The following is a 15640-nucleotide window of genomic DNA, read 5'->3' as shown; positions in this document are numbered from 1 at the left end:
GGGCGGGTGGAGCAAGATCAAGAGCTGCAGGCGAGCTAACGCTCGGCCTGTTGAGTGGTGAGGGGCGAAAGGCGAAAGGTGTACGCCGATCCCCTGTGGGAGGGGGCTTGCTCGCGAAGCTGTTGATCTTGCCGTTGCCGTTGCCGTTGCCGTTGGCTTTTGACGTTGATCTTGATCTTTCGCCCCTTCGGCAGGCCGAGCGGAGGTGTTCATCCGGGGGTAGGCGCGTAGCGCCGTGCGGCGAAGCCGCACACATCGAGAGGAGGTCGTCGCGAAGCAGACCGTAGGCGATGCCCCCTGATGGACACCGTAGCGAGGGAACGCGGAGCTTTAGCGAGGCGCCGTACGCCGGGGCGAAGCCTTAATGAGATGGTCAGCCCGGCGAGAACCTCGGCGAGTCTAAACTTGCCGAGGCACTCTCTTTACCGAAGGAGGATCTCTCATGGCTACCGTGACGCTTCTGGGTATCGACATCGGCAAGAACACTTTCCACCTGCATGGACAGGACGCCAGGGGCCATCAGGTGCTGCGTAAAAAGCTCAACCGCAGCCAATTGCTCCCTTATCTGGCGCAGATTTCGACCTGCAAAATTGCCATGGAGTCCTGCGGCGGTTCTCAGTGGCTTGCCCGGAAAATCAAGGAGCAAGGCCATCACGTGCAGTTGATCGCACCGCAACATGTGAAGGCCTATGTTACCGGCAACAAAAACGACTTCATTGATGCCGAGGCCATTTGTGAAGCGGCCTCGCGCCCTAGAACCCGTTCGGTCCAAGTCAAAACCGTAGAACAGCAGGTGCTGTGCACTGAGCACCGACTGCGCAAGTCCTTGGTCAGTCGACGCACCGCCGTCATCAATCAGGTGCATGGATTTCTCCTGGAGTTCGGCGTCATCTTTCCCGCCGGATACGCCGCCCTTGATCGGGTCTCGGGCCTGATGCAAAGCCGTGAACTGCCCATCCGCTTGATAAACGCCATTGAACGCATGCTCGAAGATATTCGGCAGCTGACTGGCGAGATCAAAAGACTGGATGTCGAGATCAAGCAAAGCCTCGTCCAAAGCGACGCCGGCCAACGCCTGCAAAGCATCCCCGGCATCGGCCCCCTCATCGCTAGCGCTCTGGTGGCCGATGTCGGCGACGCTTCGGTTTTCAAATCGTCCCGCGACTTCGCCGCCTCGTTGGGGTTGGTGCCGCGACAGTATTCAACAGGTGGCGAAACGGTCCTCCTCGGCATCAGTAAACGGGGCGATAAATACCTAAGAAGCCTGCTGGTACAGGGCGCCCACACCGTTTTGTACCGAGTCGATCACCGAACCGACGCCCTCGGCAGGTGGGCCAAAAACCTGCTCGCCCGCAAGCCTCTGAACAAAGTGGCCTGTGCCCTGGCGAACAAAATGGCCAGAATCATCTGGGTGTTATTAACCAAGGGCGGCACCTACAACTCACAGCTTTTGGCTTGATCCGTACGCTTCACCACCGGCTTTTGCGACGTCAGTTGCTGATGACGATAAACGGCAGACATCCTGGCTGAAAACCTGATAAGCAAAAGAGCTTTGGAAGGCTGAAGCCTTTTTCAAGGACAGGCAGGAGCGACTACTCATCAAGGGCCGAGCGCTATCCGTGCTCACACTGAGCCCGAATACATTAGCGCAAGCTCGATTTACCGTTCATCCGTGCTGGGTGGCAGAAGGTGGGCTGACCATACATTTGCTTACTTTTCGGCGTTTGGAAAAGTGAGTCGCTGTAAAAGCGAAACCATAATCCGCCGTTACCGCAGCAACGGATATGTACACCAAACCCAAAACCCAATCACCCCACCTGATACCAAATCATTCACCACCCACCCATACCCCTCAGGTTAACAAAACATAACGTGGCGTCGATTGTCAGACCTTTCCAAACCCCGATAGGATAAGCCAGCTTCCGAAGGGGCTCTAGATTGCGTATTTCAGGACTATGCTCCAGAAAAGGCAATCCCAAAGAGCATCCCTTATGGCGCCCAGAAAGGTTAACGACCTAACAATAATAATGGGGGAAGGTCTATGAGTGAGCCTGTCATGGGTGTGGGTATCTGCCGCCCGCCGGCATTACGCAAATTCGCGTTGCTGGCTACAGCGCTCTCGCTGTTGGGCTGTGCCGTGCTGTCGGCACCTGTGCTGGCCGCTGCTGCGCCAGCTTCCGACATTGTTTATTCCGTTGAATCTGCCAAAGCCAGCAAGAGCCTGATGCTCGACGTCGTCCACGCCGGCAAGCGCCTGGTGGCGGTCGGTGATCGCGGGCACATTTTATATTCCGATGACCAGGGCACGACCTGGACCCAAGCCAAGGTGCCGACGCGGCAACTGCTGACGTCGGTGTATTTCGTCGACGACAAACACGGTTGGGCCGTCGGCCATGATGCGCAGATCCTCGCGAGCGAGGACGGCGGCGTTACCTGGACCAAGCAATTCGAAGATTTGAAACGCGAATCGCCGCTGCTCGACGTCTGGTTCCAGGACGTCAACAGCGGCTTTGCCGTAGGCGCTTACGGCGCGTTGCTGGCCACCACCGACGGCGGCAAGAACTGGGAAGAGGTCAGCGATCGCCTCGACAACGAAGACCAGTACCACCTCAACGCCATCGCCGCGGTCAAGGATTCCGGTCTGTTCATCGTTGGCGAGCAGGGCAGCATGTTCCGCTCCGCCGACTGGGGCCAGACCTGGGAGAAGCTTGAAGGTCCCTATGAGGGCTCACTGTTTGGCGTGATCGGCACCGCTCAAGCCAATACGCTGCTGGCCTACGGGCTGCGGGGCAATCTGTTTCGCTCCACCGATTTCGGTACGACCTGGGAGCCGATTGAGCTCAAGGCCGCTCGCGGTGCGCTGGAGTTCGGTCTGTCCGGCGCGACGCTGCTCGACGACGGTTCCATCGTGATCGTCGGCAACGGTGGCTCGGTGATCCGCAGCAACGACAACGGCGAAACCTTCAGCGTGTTCAACCGCCCGGATCGCATTTCCGTTTCGGCAGTCACCGCAGCGGGCAACGGCAATCTGATTCTGGCAGGACAGGGTGGCGTTCGCGTCACTTCGCCAACCGGCGCCGGTGCAGAGAACGGAAAAAATGGGTCGTCCAAATGAGCCGGGCAAATAATAAGAAGGCGGGTCTATGACATCCTTGAGCACTCATCATCATGACAAGGCGACGTTTCTCGAACGCCTGATTTTCAACAACCGCCCGGCAGTAATCGTCATCTGCCTGCTGGTCAGTATCTTCCTGTTCTGGCAAGCGACGCTGATCCGGCCGTCCACCAGTTTCGAAAAAATGATCCCGCTCGAGCATCCGTTCATTCAAAAGATGATGGAGCATCGCAACGATCTGGCGAACCTGGGCAACACGGTGCGCATCTCGGTGGAAGCCACTGATGGCGACATCTTCTCCAAGGAGTACATGGAGACTCTGCGTCAGATCAATGACGAGGTGTTCTACATTTCCGGTGTTGACCGTTCCGGTCTCAAGTCGCTGTGGAGCCCGAGCGTACGCTGGACCGAAGTGACAGAGGAGGGCTTCGCCGGCGGTGAAGTGATTCCGCAGAGCTACAACGGCTCCCAGCAAAGCCTCGACCTGTTGCGCAATAACGTGCTCAAGTCCGGTCAGGTCGGGCGTCTGGTGGCCAACGACTTCAAGTCGAGCATTGTCGATATCCCGCTGCTGGAGTCCTACCCGGACCCGCAGGACCAAGGCAAGTTGCTGGCGCTGGACTATCGCAAGTTCTCTCACGAACTCGAAGACAAAATCCGCAACAAGTTCGAAGCCCAGAACCCTAACGTGAAGATCCACATCGTCGGTTTCGCCAAGAAAGTCGGCGACCTGATCGATGGGCTGGTCATGGTGGTGATGTTCTTCGGCGTCGCCTTCATCATTACGTTGATCCTGCTCTACTGGTTTACCAACTGCATGCGCAGCACCGTGGCGGTGTTGAGCACCACGCTGGTGGCGGTGGTCTGGCAGCTCGGTTTGATGCACTTCTTTGGTTTCGGGCTCGATCCCTACTCGATGCTGGTGCCGTTCCTGATCTTCGCCATTGGTATTTCCCACGGTGTGCAGAAGATCAACGGTATTGCCTTGCAGTCCAGCGAGGCAGACAACGCCTTGACTGCGGCGCGGCGCACGTTCCGTCAGCTGTTCCTGCCCGGGATGATTGCGATCCTCGCGGATGCGGTGGGTTTCATCACGCTGCTGATCATCGACATCGGCGTGATTCGTGAACTGGCTATCGGCGCGTCTATCGGCGTGGCGGTCATCGTGTTCACCAACCTGATCCTGCTGCCGGTGGCGATTTCCTACGTCGGCATCAGCAAACGCGCAGTCGAACGCAGCAAGAAAGACGCGCACCGTGAACACCCGTTCTGGCGTCTGCTGTCGAATTTTGCCAGCCCGAAAGTGGCGCCGGTGTCGATTGTCCTGGCCTTGTTGGCCTTCAGTGGCGGCCTCTGGTACAGCCAGAACCTGAAAATCGGTGACCTGGATCAGGGCGCTCCGGAACTGCGTCCGGACTCGCGCTACAACAAGGACAACAACTTCATCATCAGCAATTACTCCACCAGTTCCGACGTGTTGGTGGTGATGGTCAAGACCAAGTCCGAAGGCTGCTCGCGCTACGAAGCCATGGCGCCGATCGACGAGCTGATGTGGAAGATGCAGAACACCGAAGGCGTGCAGTCGGCGATCTCGCTGGTGACCGTGTCCAAGCAGATGATCAAGGGCATGAACGAAGGCAACCTGAAATGGGAAACCTTGTCGCGTAACCCGGACGTGCTGAACAACTCGATCGCTCGGGCTGATGGTCTGTACAACAACAGTTGCTCCCTGGCGCCGGTGCTGGTGTTCCTCAACGACCACAAGGCCGCCACGCTGGATCGTGCCGTGCATGCAGTGCAGGACTTCGCCAAGGAGAACAACAAGGAAGGTCTGGAATTCATCCTTGCAGCCGGTAACGCCGGGATCGAAGCAGCCACCAACGAGGTGATCAAGGAGTCTGAGCTGACCATCCTGATCCTGGTGTACATCTGCGTGGCGACCATGTGCATGATCACCTTCCGTTCATGGGCGGCGACGTTGTGTATCGTGCTGCCGCTGGTCCTGACTTCGGTACTCGGCAACGCCCTCATGGCCTTCATGGGCATCGGCGTGAAAGTCGCGACCTTGCCTGTCGTGGCGCTCGGGGTGGGGATTGGCGTGGACTACGGGATCTACATCTACAGCCGCCTGGAAAGCTTCCTCCGTGCGGGTCTGCCGTTGCAAGAGGCGTACTACCAGACGTTGAAATCCACCGGTAAAGCCGTGCTGTTCACCGGCCTGTGCCTGGCGATCGGCGTGTGCACCTGGATTTTCTCGGCCATCAAGTTCCAGGCCGACATGGGCCTGATGCTGACCTTCATGCTGCTCTGGAACATGTTCGGCGCACTGTGGCTGCTGCCAGCGCTGGCACGGTTCCTGATCAAACCGGAGAAACTGGCGGGGCAGAAGGGCAACTCGCTGTTCGCTCACTGATCCCCGGCTGAAATAAAAAAGCCGCAACCATGGTTGCGGCTTTTTTACATCTCAAATTCCACACCAAACTCCTGTGGGAGCGGGCTTGCTCGCGAATGCGGTCTACCATTCAACACCTGTGCTGACTGACACGCCGCCTTCGCGAGCAAGCCCGCTCCCACATTGGATTTGTGGTGGTTATGAGGGATCGGTGCCCAGCACCGCATTCAACGCGCTACGCGCATCATCCAGCTGCACCAACGTCGCATGCCGGGCACCCAGCGCATCCCGGTTTTCGATCGCCGTCAGAATCGCCTTGTGCCGGGGCAATGCCAGTTCATGCAGATTCGGTCGCTGGTTGGAATGCTTCAAGGCTTCGGCAATCGCCACCGATAGCATGTTGCACAGGTTGGCCAGCAAGTCGTTATGGGTTGCATCGGCAATCCGGCTATGGAAATCCAGGTCCGGTTGCAGCAGCGCTTCCGGCGTCGGTGCCGCTTCCATGCGTTGGTAGGCTTCACTGATGGAGGCGATGTCCGCGTCCGTGGCGAACTGCGCGGCGAGGGCGGCCGCTGCGGGTTCGATGATGCTGCGCACGCTGGTCAGCAAATCGAAGAATTCATTTTGCGGGCTGCTTTGCATCAGCCAATGCAGCACATCCGGATCGAGCATGTGCCATTCCTTGCGCTGCTTGACCACCGTGCCCACTCGCGGACGGGAATACACCAGACCCTTGGCGACCAAAACCCGGGTGGCTTCGCGCAGGACTGGACGACTGACCGCGTACTCTTCGCATAACAAGGCTTCGGCGGGCAGTTTGTCACACGGCTTGAAGCGTCCGGAAACGATCTGCATGCCCAGTTCCTGGACGATGCGCGAGTGCATGCTTTTGCGGTCGGAGGGTTTGCGGTAATCCATGGGGAACGGCGCGATCCTGTGGGGTGGGGTGCCGCGCATGATAACAGGCGCGGCGGATGAAGGTCGCAAGAGCAAGCACAGTCCTGAACCAGATGAAGATCATCTGTAGGAGCAAAGCTTGCTCCGGGCGGCGTTCCGACGATAGCGGAGTGTCAGCCAACATAGATGTTGAATGTTAAACCGCTATCGCGAGCAAGCTTTGCTCCTACAGAGGGCGTGGGTGATCAGTGAGAGTGGCGCGGTACTTCAGAGCCACGACAGCCGACCAGGAAGTCGAAATCGCAACCCTGATCCGCCTGCAGCACATGATCGATGTACAGCTGACGATAACCGCCCACGATCAGTTGCTGCGGTGGCTGCAGATCGGCCATGCGCGCCGCCAGTTCGGCGTCTGGAATGTCCAGGTGCAGACGACCGTTGGCGCAGTCGAGCTCGATCCAGTCACCTTCTTTCACCGTCGCCAATGGTCCGCCAGCGGCCGCTTCCGGGGCGACGTGCAGAACGACAGTGCCGTACGCCGTGCCGCTCATGCGCGCATCGGAAATGCGCACCATGTCCGTCACACCCTGGGCCAGCAACTTGGCGGGCAAGCCCATGTTACCGACCTCGGCCATGCCCGGATAACCCTTCGGACCGCAGTTCTTCATCACCAGAATCGAGTTGGCATCCACCTCCAGCTCCGGATCGTTGATCCGCGCTTTGTACATGTCGAAGTTCTCGAACACCACCGCCCGCCCACGATGTTGCATCAGTTCGGCGCTGGCGGCTGAAGGCTTGAGCACCGCACCCAGTGGTGCGAGGTTGCCGCGCAACACACAGATACCGCCGTCGGCACGGATCGGGTTGTCGAGGGTGCGAATCACTTCGTCCTGGCCATAGATCGGCGCGTCCTTGGTGTTCTCGCCGAGGGTCTTGCCATTGACGGTCAAAGCATTCGGATGCGGAATCAGGTTGGCTTCACCCAGACGACGCAGCACCGCTGGCAGGCCACCGGCGTAATAGAACTCTTCCATCAGGAAACGCCCGGACGGTTGCAAGTCGACGATGGTCGGCATGCCGCGACCGATGCGGGTCCAGTCATCCAGATCCAGCTCGACGCCAATGCGCCCGGCAATGGCTTTCAAATGGATCACGGCGTTGGTCGAACCACCGATGGCAGCGTTCACGCGAATGGCGTTTTCGAAGGCTTCTTTGGTGAGGATTTTCGACAGCTTCAAGTCTTCGCGAACCATCTCCACCGCGCGCATGCCGGACATGTGCGCCAGCACATAACGACGCGCATCAACCGCTGGAATCGCCGCGTTGTGGGGCAGGGAAGTGCCCAGTGCTTCAGCCATGCAGGCCATGGTCGACGCGGTGCCCATGGTGTTGCACGTGCCCGCCGAGCGGGACATGCCGCCCTCGGCCGCAAGGAAATCGTCAATGGTGATGGTGCCCGCTTTCACTTGTTCGCTGAGCTGCCAGACCACAGTGCCCGAGCCGATGTCCTGACCCTTGTGTTTGCCGTTGAGCATCGGCCCGCCGGTGACGACGATCGCCGGCACGTCGCAACTGGCCGCGCCCATCAACAACGCCGGGGTGGTTTTGTCGCAACCGGTCAGCAGCACAACACCGTCAATCGGGTTGCCGCGAATTGCTTCTTCGACGTCCATGCTCGCCAGGTTGCGGGTGAGCATGGCGGTCGGACGCAGGTTCGACTCACCGTTGGAGAACACCGGGAATTCCACGGGAAAGCCCCCAGCCTCGATCACTCCACGTTTGACGTGCTCCGCAATCTGGCGGAAATGCGCGTTGCACGGGGTCAGTTCCGACCAGGTGTTGCAGATGCCGATGATCGGCTTGCCGTGGAACTGGTGGTCGGCGATGCCCTGATTCTTCATCCAGCTGCGGTACATGAAGCCGTTCTTGTCGGCGGTGCCAAACCATTGGGCGGAGCGCAGGGTGGGTTTCTTATCAGACATGATCTGTTCTCTTATTGTATGACTATATTGTTCGAGCTGAGGCGTAACATAAGCGCAAATTCCGCTGTTTGGAAGTGTTGTTGCGTAAATAGTATTACTATATAGTCCGTTTCAACGGAGGGATTGCCCTGGCGGTTTTCCGCGAGAGGCGTCCCCCGAGGTTCTATAACAACAACAATCGGAGACCGATCTCATGAGCCAGGAACTGCGGCTTATTCGTCGCATCACGCTAAAACTGATTCCCTTCCTGATCCTGCTGTACCTGATCGCCTATGTGGATCGCTCCGCCGTAGGCTTCGCCAAATTGCACATGGGCGCCGACCTCGGCATCGGTGACGCCGCTTACGGGCTGGGGGCCGGGCTGTTTTTCATTGGCTATTTCCTGCTGGAAATCCCCAGCAACCTGATGCTTGAACGCTTTGGCGCGCGGCGCTGGTTCGCGCGAATCATGGTCACCTGGGGCGCCATCACCATCGGTATGGCCTTCGTCCAGGGGCCGCACAGTTTTTATGTGATGCGCTTTCTGCTCGGCGCGGCGGAAGCAGGGTTCTTTCCGGGCGTTCTCTACTACATCACCCAATGGTTCCCGGTGCGCCATCGCGGCAAGATCCTCGGGCTATTCATCCTTTCCCAACCCATCGCCATGTTGATCACCGGTCCGGTGTCCGGCGGTTTGCTCGGCATGGACGGCATTCTTGGCCTGCATGGCTGGCAGTGGTTGTTCATCGTCATCGGCACCCCGGCGATCCTGTTGACCTGGCCAGTGCTGCGTTGGCTGCCGGACGGTCCGAAGCAGGTGAAGTGGATGGACCAGGCTGAAAAGGACTGGCTGACCGGCGAATTGAAAAAGGATCTTGAGGAATACGGCCAGACCCGCCACGGCAATCCATTGCATGCCCTCAAGGACAAACGCGTGTTGCTGCTGGCGTTGTTCTATCTGCCGGTGACCCTGAGCATCTACGGCCTGGGCTTGTGGCTGCCGACCCTGATCAAGCAGTTCGGTGGCACGGATCTGGTGACCGGTTTCGTGTCGTCGGTGCCGTACATCTTCGGGATCATCGGTTTGCTGATCATTCCGCGCAGTTCCGACCGCTTGAATGATCGCTACGGCCACTTGGCGGTGCTTTACGTGTTGGGTGCCATCGGCCTGTTCCTCAGCGCCTGGCTGACCGTGCCGGTGCTGCAACTGGCAGCGCTGTGCCTGGTGGCCTTCGCGCTGTTTTCCTGCACCGCGGTGTTCTGGACGTTGCCGGGCCGCTTTTTTGCCGGGGCCAGTGCGGCGGCCGGGATCGCCTTGATCAACTCGGTGGGCAACCTTGGTGGCTACATCGGTCCGTTCGTGATCGGCGCGCTCAAGGAATACACCGGCAACCTGGCTTCGGGCCTGTATTTCCTTTCGGGTGTGATGGTGTTCGGGTTGGTGTTGACCGGTGTGGTCTATCGCCTGCTGGAACGCAAGCACGTGCTACCGGCCGACCAGTTCGCTGCCAGCGCCCGAGGCGCTACCCGCACCTGACACGAAATCTGTAGGAGCAAAGCTTGCTCGCGATAGCGGTCTGACAGTTGACATTAATGCTGAATGTTCTGCCGCCATCGCGAGCAAGCTCTGCTCCTACGGGGATTAATTGTTTACAGGAGAAAATTCATGCGTTTAGTACAGTTCGAATTGAGTAACGGCGAGCGCCGGGTGGGCGTGGTCGAGGACGGTCTGGTGCGCGAAGTGCAGGACGCGCGCACCGTTCGCGACCTGGCGTTGGCCGCGATCGAGGCCGGCGTCAATCTTGAGCAACAGGTGAAAAACCTGGGCCTGGGCATCAGCCATGACTATGCCGAACTGCTGGCCACGTTGCGCATCCTGCCGCCACTGGATCACCCGGACCCGGCGCACATGCTGGTCAGCGGCACAGGCCTGACCCATTTAGGCAGTGCGTCGGCCCGGGACAAGATGCATCAGCAAGTCGGCGACGAAGCCGCGATGACCGACACCATGCGCATCTTCAAATGGGGCGTTGAGGGCGGCAAACCGGTAGCGGGGCAGGCCGGCGTACAACCGGAATGGTTCTACAAGGGCGACGGCAGCATCGTCGTGCGTCCGGGCCAACCGTTCCCGCTGCCACCGTTCGCCGAAGACGCGGGGGAGGAGCCGGAGCTCAGCGGGCTCTACGTTATCGGTCACGACGGCAAACCGTATCGACTCGGTTTTGCCGTGGGCAACGAGTTCTCCGATCACGTGATGGAACGCAAGAATTACCTGTACCTGGCCCACTCCAAATTGCGCAGTTGCAGTTATGGCCCGGAGCTTCGGGTCGGTGAACTGCCGGAGCATCTGGCAGGCACCAGTCGCATCCTGCGTGACGGCGAAGTGCTGTGGCAGAACGAGTTTCTCAGTGGCGAGGCCAACATGTGCCACAGCCTGGAAAACCTCGAGTACCACCATTTCAAGTACAGCCAGTTCCTGCGCCCGGGCGATGTGCACATTCACTTCTTCGGCACCGCGACCCTGTCCTTTGCCGATGGCATTCGCACCCAGCCGGGTGACGTGTTCGAGATCAGTCAGGCCGAGTTCGGTGCACCGTTGATCAACGGGATTGCACCGGTTGAAGCGGCGTTCGAGCCCGGCACCGTTGGTACCCTTTAAGGAGATAGGCATGACCCGAATTCTTGGTCACAACTACATCGGCGGTCAGCGCAGTGCGGCCGGTCAACTCAATCTACAGAGCATCGACGCCAGCACGGGCGAAGCGTTGTCGTTTGATTTCTCCCAGGCGACGCCGGAAGAAGTCGATGCCGCCGCCAAGGCTGCCGCTGCCGCTTACCCGGCCTATCGCAGCCTGAGCGCCGAACGTCGGGCGCAATTTCTCGATGCCATTGCCGATGAACTCGACGCGCTGGGCGATGACTTTGTAGAGCTGGTCTGCCGCGAAACCGCGCTGCCTGCGGCTCGGATTCAAGGCGAGCGCGGTCGCACCAGCGGCCAGATGCGTTTGTTCGCCAAGGTGCTGCGTCGCGGTGATTTCTACGGTGCGCGGATCGATCAAGCGTTGCCTGAACGCAAACCGTTGCCGCGTCCAGACTTGCGTCAGTACCGCATCGGCCTCGGTCCGGTGGCCGTGTTTGGCGCCAGTAACTTTCCATTGGCGTTCTCTACGGCCGGCGGCGACACCGCGTCGGCGTTGGCCGCCGGTTGCCCGGTGGTGTTCAAGGCGCACAGCGGTCACATGGCCACAGCCGAGTTTGTGGCCGACGGGATCATCCGCGCCGCTGAGAAAACCGGCATGCCATCCGGCGTGTTCAACATGATCTACGGCGGTGGGGTTGGCGAAGCGCTGGTCAAGCATCCGGCGATTCAGGCCGTTGGCTTTACCGGTTCGCTCAAGGGCGGCCGTGCGTTGTGTGACATGGCCGCAGCACGTGCGCAGCCCATTCCGGTGTTCGCCGAGATGTCGAGCATCAACCCGGTAATCGTGTTGCCGCAGGCGCTGCAAACTCGCGCAGAGTCGGTCGCTCGCGACCTGACTGCTTCGGTGGTCCAGGGTTGCGGTCAGTTCTGCACCAATCCCGGTTTGGTCATCGGTATTCGTTCGCCGCAATTCACCGCATTCGTGCAGCAGGTGGCGGGCCTCATCGGCGATCAGCCGGCGCAAACGATGCTCAATTCCGGGACCTTGAGCAGCTATGGCAAAGGCCTGCAAAAACTCCTCGCTCACCCCGGCATCGAGCATCTGGCCGGCAGTTCGCAACAAGGCAATCAGGCGCAACCGCAGCTGTTCAAGGCCGATGTCAGCCTGTTGATCAAGGGCGACGAAGTGCTGCAGGAAGAAGTGTTCGGCCCGACCACGGTGTTCGTCGAAGTCGCGGATCAGGCGCAACTCAGCGCCGCGTTGAACGGCCTGCACGGCCAACTGACGGCGACGATCATTGGCGAGCCGGCGGACTTCGAGCAGTTCGCTGAGTTGACGCCGTTGTTGGAACAGAAGGTTGGACGGATTTTGCTGAACGGTTATCCAACCGGCGTGGAAGTCTGCGATTCGATGGTCCACGGCGGTCCGTATCCGGCAACTTCCGATGCGCGTGGCACCTCGGTGGGCACCTTGGCCATCGACCGTTTCCTGCGTCCGGTATGCTTCCAGAACTACCCCGACAGCCTGCTGCCGGATGCGTTGAAGAATGCTAATCCGTTGCGCATTCAACGCCTGGTGGACGGCCAGCTATCCCGCAACGCACTCTAACGTTCGAACATGACCCTTGTGGGAGCGAGCCTGCTCGCGAAAGCGCGGTATCAGTCAAAGATGATGTCGACTGACACTCCGCATTCGCGAGCAGGCTCGCTCCCACATTGAGCTATCATTGCGTCTTTCCCATTCAAAGATTGACTGCCATGACTGCCGCAACCGACACCTTGCTCGCCACCCTCGAACATTGCGATATGGTGGAAATCGACGGGCTGCACGCCTTCGAATTCTCCCTCGATGAAGACGATAACCTGCACATCGAATGCCTGGACGGTCGTGTGTCCAAGCACTGGGAGTTCACCCCGGCCGAGGTCGAGGCCGCGACCTTCGATCCAGACCTGCAAAGCTGGCTGATCACCGGCAGTTCCGGCGAGCACCGGTTGGTGTGCATGACCGCGTTCCGCGGTGATGACGATGAGGAAGAAGCGAATGAGGATGCGTAAGCTCTGGCCATTGTTGATGGCTGGCAGCGTCGGCGCGATGGGCTTTCAGGCGGCATTGGCCGATGGCGATCAGTTGCTCGTCGGTTCCTACACCGCCGGTCAGAGCCAGGGGATTTATCGCCTGAACTTCGACAGCGCTACCGGGCAGATCGATGCCAAGCCGCTGCAAGTGGTCAAGAGTGAAAACCCATCCTGGCTGACCCTGTCCAAGGATCAGCGTCACCTGTTCGTGGTCAACGAAAACGGCCCGGGACAGACTGATCCGGTAGGGCGCGTCAGCAGTTATGCGATTGATCCGAAAACCCATGAACTGAGCCTGATCAATCAGATGCAGAGCCTGGGCAACGAGCCGACTCATTCGGGCCTCAGCGTTGAAGCGAGTCACCTGTTTGTCAGCAACTATTCGGTGGCTGAAGATCCGGGCGGCACCCTGGCGGTATTGCCGGTGGGCGCCGACGGCAAGCTCAAACCCGTGGTGCAGATGAGCAGCCATCCATCGAGCCGGGTCAATCCCGAGCGGCAGATGTCGGCGCACGTGCATTCAACGGTTTCGTCGCCGGACGGCCAGTATGTGTTCTCCAGTGACCTGGGCGCTGACAAGATCTTTGCCTACCGCTTCGACCCCAAGGCTAACCCGGAACTGCCCTTGACCGCCGCTACACCGGCGTCCGTCCAGTTGCCACCCGGCAGCGGTCCGCGTCATCTGCTGTTCAGCGCCGATGGCAAACACGCGTGGCTGACCATGGAAATGAGCGCGCAGGTTGCGGTGTTCGATTACAAGGATGGCCAACTCAAGCAAACGCAGATGGTTGAGCTGGCGACGGGGCAACCCGTTTCAGACAAGGCAGCCGCTGCGCTTCACGCGTCAAGCGATGGCAAGTTCCTCTACGTCAGCAACCGTGGCACCGCCAATCAGCTGCTGGTGTTCGCCATCGATCCTGCTACCGGGCACCTCAAGGAACTGCAGCGCCGTTCCGTAGAAGGTGATCACCCGCGCGAGTTCAGCCTCGATCCGAGTGGCAAGTTCTTGTTGATCGCCAATCAGAAAAGCAATCAGATTGTCGTCGTCGAGCGCGATCCAAAGACAGGCCTGCTGGGTAAAACCGTGCAAAAACTGCCGATGGACGCCCCGAGCGACCTCAAGTTCCTGGTGCGTCAATAGGCCGCAGGCCCCGGTTGATGGGGCCTGCATCCTTCTATTAATGACGCTGATATCTGCTAATGCTACAAAAGATTTCAAGGCGCCAACCTCGAAGGTTAAGTTTGCTTCACGGCCCCACCGGGCAAGCAAGCCAACTGAATCCGAGGAACACCGCCATGAACTTCAATCTCTTCTCCGTAATCGCCGCTTCTGCAATCTCTGCCACCGTTGCGTTGCCAGCCAGCGCCAGCGTTGAAATCAGCGACAAAAAATCCCACGCCCAAAGCTACACCCAGAAATACTTGCAACAGAGCGCCAACTTTTACGCGGCTCTGGATCACAAGACCCAAGCCTGAAATTTGAACCCTGCACCTTTTATGCAGGAGCGAAGTCACTTGCGCCGATCGAGCTGAAAAGCTTTGAGAAACCTGAGTGATGTCGCTCCTGCATAACGCGTTTACGACAGCATCATATTGCCATCAATGTAATGCTTGATATCACATGGCCATGAGTTTAAATTTGACGCTGATTTTTTGACTCATTCTCCTGATAAGGATCGACAGCATGGCAATGCGTCTGGCCGTGGTTCTTCTGTTTCTCTATTCCACCCCCATTCTTTCGGCTGCCCAGCCCGTTCCAGACGAGCCGGATGCGGCCCGCGAACGCATGATTAGTTTTATTGAAGACTGAGATAGTTTGGTTTAATGATTAACGAAGCTGATGGTTACTATGGATAACCCTGAGTGGTTATCACCGCTTTTTTGATCGATTCTGTGGGCATCGAAACATGCCTGCGGAGAACATCATGGCCAGCGCAATCATCACTTCTGCCAAACACGGCGCCTACCTGGCTATCGCTCTTTACGTGGTCCTGGTGCTGGTTGTCAGCCTCTCGCCACAATCGCGTCAACCGCTTGAAGCGCCGATTCAGGTCGCTCATCCCGGCATTCAGTTTGAACACCGTTCGCAAACCGCGATGGTCGATCAGGCTGAACTCGCGGGAGTCGCCGGGGAATGAAAGGGCACAGACTTTGGGTCATCGCCTTCCTGGCGTTCATGACCAATGGATCTTCCTTGTTGGGGATCGGACAGGGCTCGGCGGGGTCGGTGGCACGGACTATCGAAGCCAATCACAACCTTGCTCGCAACATTGAAACCGCGAAGGCCCTGGGGCTGTTGGCCGGCAATCCGCCAATCGAACGCCAGAACGACTTCTTCGGGCCGTTCCACGTGGATTGCTCGGTGTTGCAGATGTGCTCGGTATTGGCGTGAATGCCAGCAGCCATGAGGTCCCTGTGGCGAGGGGGCTTGTCGGAATGCCGCATCACCCCGTTGGGTTGCGAAGCGACCCTCTGCAATTTTTCAGGCCCACCGAGTCGCTTGGATTTACGACTGCTTCGCAGCCGAACGGGGTGATGCGGCATTCCGACAAGCCCCC

14 protein-coding genes are annotated in these 15640 nt (G+C 58.9%); 12 read left to right on the top strand and 2 right to left on the bottom strand.

The features are described from left to right. The first annotated feature begins 442 nt into the window (after positions 1-442). The 3 genes from PMI27_RS21205 to PMI27_RS21215 all read left to right on the top strand — a co-directional run bounded on the left by PMI27_RS21205 (position 443) and on the right by PMI27_RS21215 (position 5528). Positions 443-1459 (top strand): IS110 family transposase, encoded by a 1017-nt coding sequence (locus PMI27_RS21205; protein WP_024164549.1) that lies wholly within the window; start codon positions 443-445, stop codon positions 1457-1459. A 582-nt stretch (positions 1460-2041) separates the two neighbouring features. Further along, entirely contained in the window at positions 2042-3115 is a 1074-nt protein-coding gene (locus PMI27_RS21210; RefSeq protein WP_008157036.1) for a WD40/YVTN/BNR-like repeat-containing protein, read from the top strand. A 28-nt stretch (positions 3116-3143) separates the two neighbouring features. Continuing rightward, the gene (locus tag PMI27_RS21215) at positions 3144-5528 is read left to right on the top strand and encodes an efflux RND transporter permease subunit (protein ID WP_008157038.1); all 2385 of its coding nucleotides are present in this window, start codon (positions 3144-3146) and stop codon (positions 5526-5528) included. Between the two features lie 177 nt (positions 5529-5705). On the opposite strand, the gene PMI27_RS21220 is transcribed toward PMI27_RS21215, so the two are convergent. Both PMI27_RS21220 and PMI27_RS21225 read right to left on the bottom strand, forming a co-directional pair. Next, positions 5706-6425: a FadR/GntR family transcriptional regulator gene (locus PMI27_RS21220; protein WP_033053123.1), complete on the bottom strand. Its 720-nt coding sequence runs from the start codon at positions 6423-6425 to the stop codon at positions 5706-5708. A 224-nt stretch (positions 6426-6649) separates the two neighbouring features. Beyond that, positions 6650-8386, bottom strand: a complete 1737-nt coding sequence (locus tag PMI27_RS21225; RefSeq protein WP_008157040.1) for an IlvD/Edd family dehydratase — start codon at positions 8384-8386, stop codon at positions 6650-6652. 193 nt (positions 8387-8579) lie between these two features. Between PMI27_RS21225 and PMI27_RS21230 the strand changes: the two genes are divergently transcribed. The 9 genes from PMI27_RS21230 to PMI27_RS21265 all read left to right on the top strand — a co-directional run bounded on the left by PMI27_RS21230 (position 8580) and on the right by PMI27_RS21265 (position 15474). After that, on the top strand, positions 8580-9902 hold the full coding sequence (locus PMI27_RS21230) for an MFS transporter (RefSeq protein WP_008157041.1): 1323 nt from the start codon (positions 8580-8582) through the stop codon (positions 9900-9902). A 129-nt stretch (positions 9903-10031) separates the two neighbouring features. Beyond that, a complete protein-coding gene (araD1, locus tag PMI27_RS21235) occupies positions 10032-11024 on the top strand; it encodes an AraD1 family protein (RefSeq protein WP_008157042.1) in 993 nt (330 codons plus the stop codon). A gap of 10 nt (positions 11025-11034) precedes the next feature. Continuing rightward, the gene (locus PMI27_RS21240) at positions 11035-12615 is read left to right on the top strand and encodes an aldehyde dehydrogenase (NADP(+)) (protein WP_008157044.1); all 1581 of its coding nucleotides are present in this window, start codon (positions 11035-11037) and stop codon (positions 12613-12615) included. 149 nt (positions 12616-12764) lie between these two features. After that, a complete protein-coding gene (locus tag PMI27_RS21245; RefSeq protein ID WP_008157045.1) occupies positions 12765-13061 on the top strand; it encodes a DUF5629 family protein in 297 nt (98 codons plus the stop codon). After that, positions 13054-14223, top strand: a complete 1170-nt coding sequence (locus PMI27_RS21250; RefSeq protein WP_033053121.1) for a lactonase family protein — start codon at positions 13054-13056, stop codon at positions 14221-14223. Before PMI27_RS21245 ends, PMI27_RS21250 begins: the two co-directional genes overlap by 8 nt. Positions 14224-14378: 155 nt before the next feature. Then, a complete protein-coding gene (locus PMI27_RS21255; protein WP_008157047.1) occupies positions 14379-14558 on the top strand; it encodes a hypothetical protein in 180 nt (59 codons plus the stop codon). Positions 14559-14766: 208 nt separating this feature from the next. Continuing rightward, the gene (locus PMI27_RS32230; RefSeq protein WP_008157049.1) at positions 14767-14892 is read left to right on the top strand and encodes a hypothetical protein; all 126 of its coding nucleotides are present in this window, start codon (positions 14767-14769) and stop codon (positions 14890-14892) included. A gap of 115 nt (positions 14893-15007) precedes the next feature. Continuing rightward, positions 15008-15220, top strand: a complete 213-nt coding sequence (locus PMI27_RS21260; RefSeq protein ID WP_008157051.1) for a hypothetical protein — start codon at positions 15008-15010, stop codon at positions 15218-15220. Further along, positions 15217-15474: a hypothetical protein gene (locus PMI27_RS21265; protein ID WP_008157052.1), complete on the top strand. Its 258-nt coding sequence runs from the start codon at positions 15217-15219 to the stop codon at positions 15472-15474. The genes PMI27_RS21260 and PMI27_RS21265 overlap by 4 nt, the downstream gene beginning before the upstream one ends. Positions 15475-15640 lie beyond the last annotated feature (166 nt).

The organism is Pseudomonas sp. GM41(2012), from assembly GCF_000282315.2.
In the GTDB taxonomy this organism is placed as follows: Bacteria; Pseudomonadota; Gammaproteobacteria; order Pseudomonadales; family Pseudomonadaceae; genus Aquipseudomonas.
The sequence above is the reverse complement of the archived record's forward strand: the minus strand, read 5'-3'. Positions and strand labels throughout refer to the sequence as shown.

Bases quoted from the DNA above. Each gene is read 5' to 3' on its own strand.
- PMI27_RS21205 (WP_024164549.1), top strand. From the start codon at position 443: ATGGCTACCGTGACGCTTCTGGGTATCGACATCGGCAAGAACACTTTC.
- PMI27_RS21240 (WP_008157044.1), top strand. From the start codon at position 11,035: ATGACCCGAATTCTTGGTCACAACTACATCGGCGGTCAGCGCAGTGCG.
- araD1 (WP_008157042.1), top strand. From the start codon at position 10,032: ATGCGTTTAGTACAGTTCGAATTGAGTAACGGCGAGCGCCGGGTGGGC.
- PMI27_RS21250 (WP_033053121.1), top strand. From the start codon at position 13,054: ATGCGTAAGCTCTGGCCATTGTTGATGGCTGGCAGCGTCGGCGCGATG.
- PMI27_RS21230 (WP_008157041.1), top strand. From the start codon at position 8,580: ATGAGCCAGGAACTGCGGCTTATTCGTCGCATCACGCTAAAACTGATT.
- PMI27_RS21220 (WP_033053123.1), bottom strand. From the start codon at position 6,425: ATGGATTACCGCAAACCCTCCGACCGCAAAAGCATGCACTCGCGCATC.
- PMI27_RS21260 (WP_008157051.1), top strand. From the start codon at position 15,008: ATGGCCAGCGCAATCATCACTTCTGCCAAACACGGCGCCTACCTGGCT.
- PMI27_RS32230 (WP_008157049.1), top strand. From the start codon at position 14,767: ATGGCAATGCGTCTGGCCGTGGTTCTTCTGTTTCTCTATTCCACCCCC.
- PMI27_RS21255 (WP_008157047.1), top strand. From the start codon at position 14,379: ATGAACTTCAATCTCTTCTCCGTAATCGCCGCTTCTGCAATCTCTGCC.
- PMI27_RS21265 (WP_008157052.1), top strand. From the start codon at position 15,217: ATGAAAGGGCACAGACTTTGGGTCATCGCCTTCCTGGCGTTCATGACC.
- PMI27_RS21245 (WP_008157045.1), top strand. From the start codon at position 12,765: ATGACTGCCGCAACCGACACCTTGCTCGCCACCCTCGAACATTGCGAT.
- PMI27_RS21225 (WP_008157040.1), bottom strand. From the start codon at position 8,386: ATGTCTGATAAGAAACCCACCCTGCGCTCCGCCCAATGGTTTGGCACC.
- PMI27_RS21210 (WP_008157036.1), top strand. From the start codon at position 2,042: ATGAGTGAGCCTGTCATGGGTGTGGGTATCTGCCGCCCGCCGGCATTA.
- PMI27_RS21215 (WP_008157038.1), top strand. From the start codon at position 3,144: ATGACATCCTTGAGCACTCATCATCATGACAAGGCGACGTTTCTCGAA.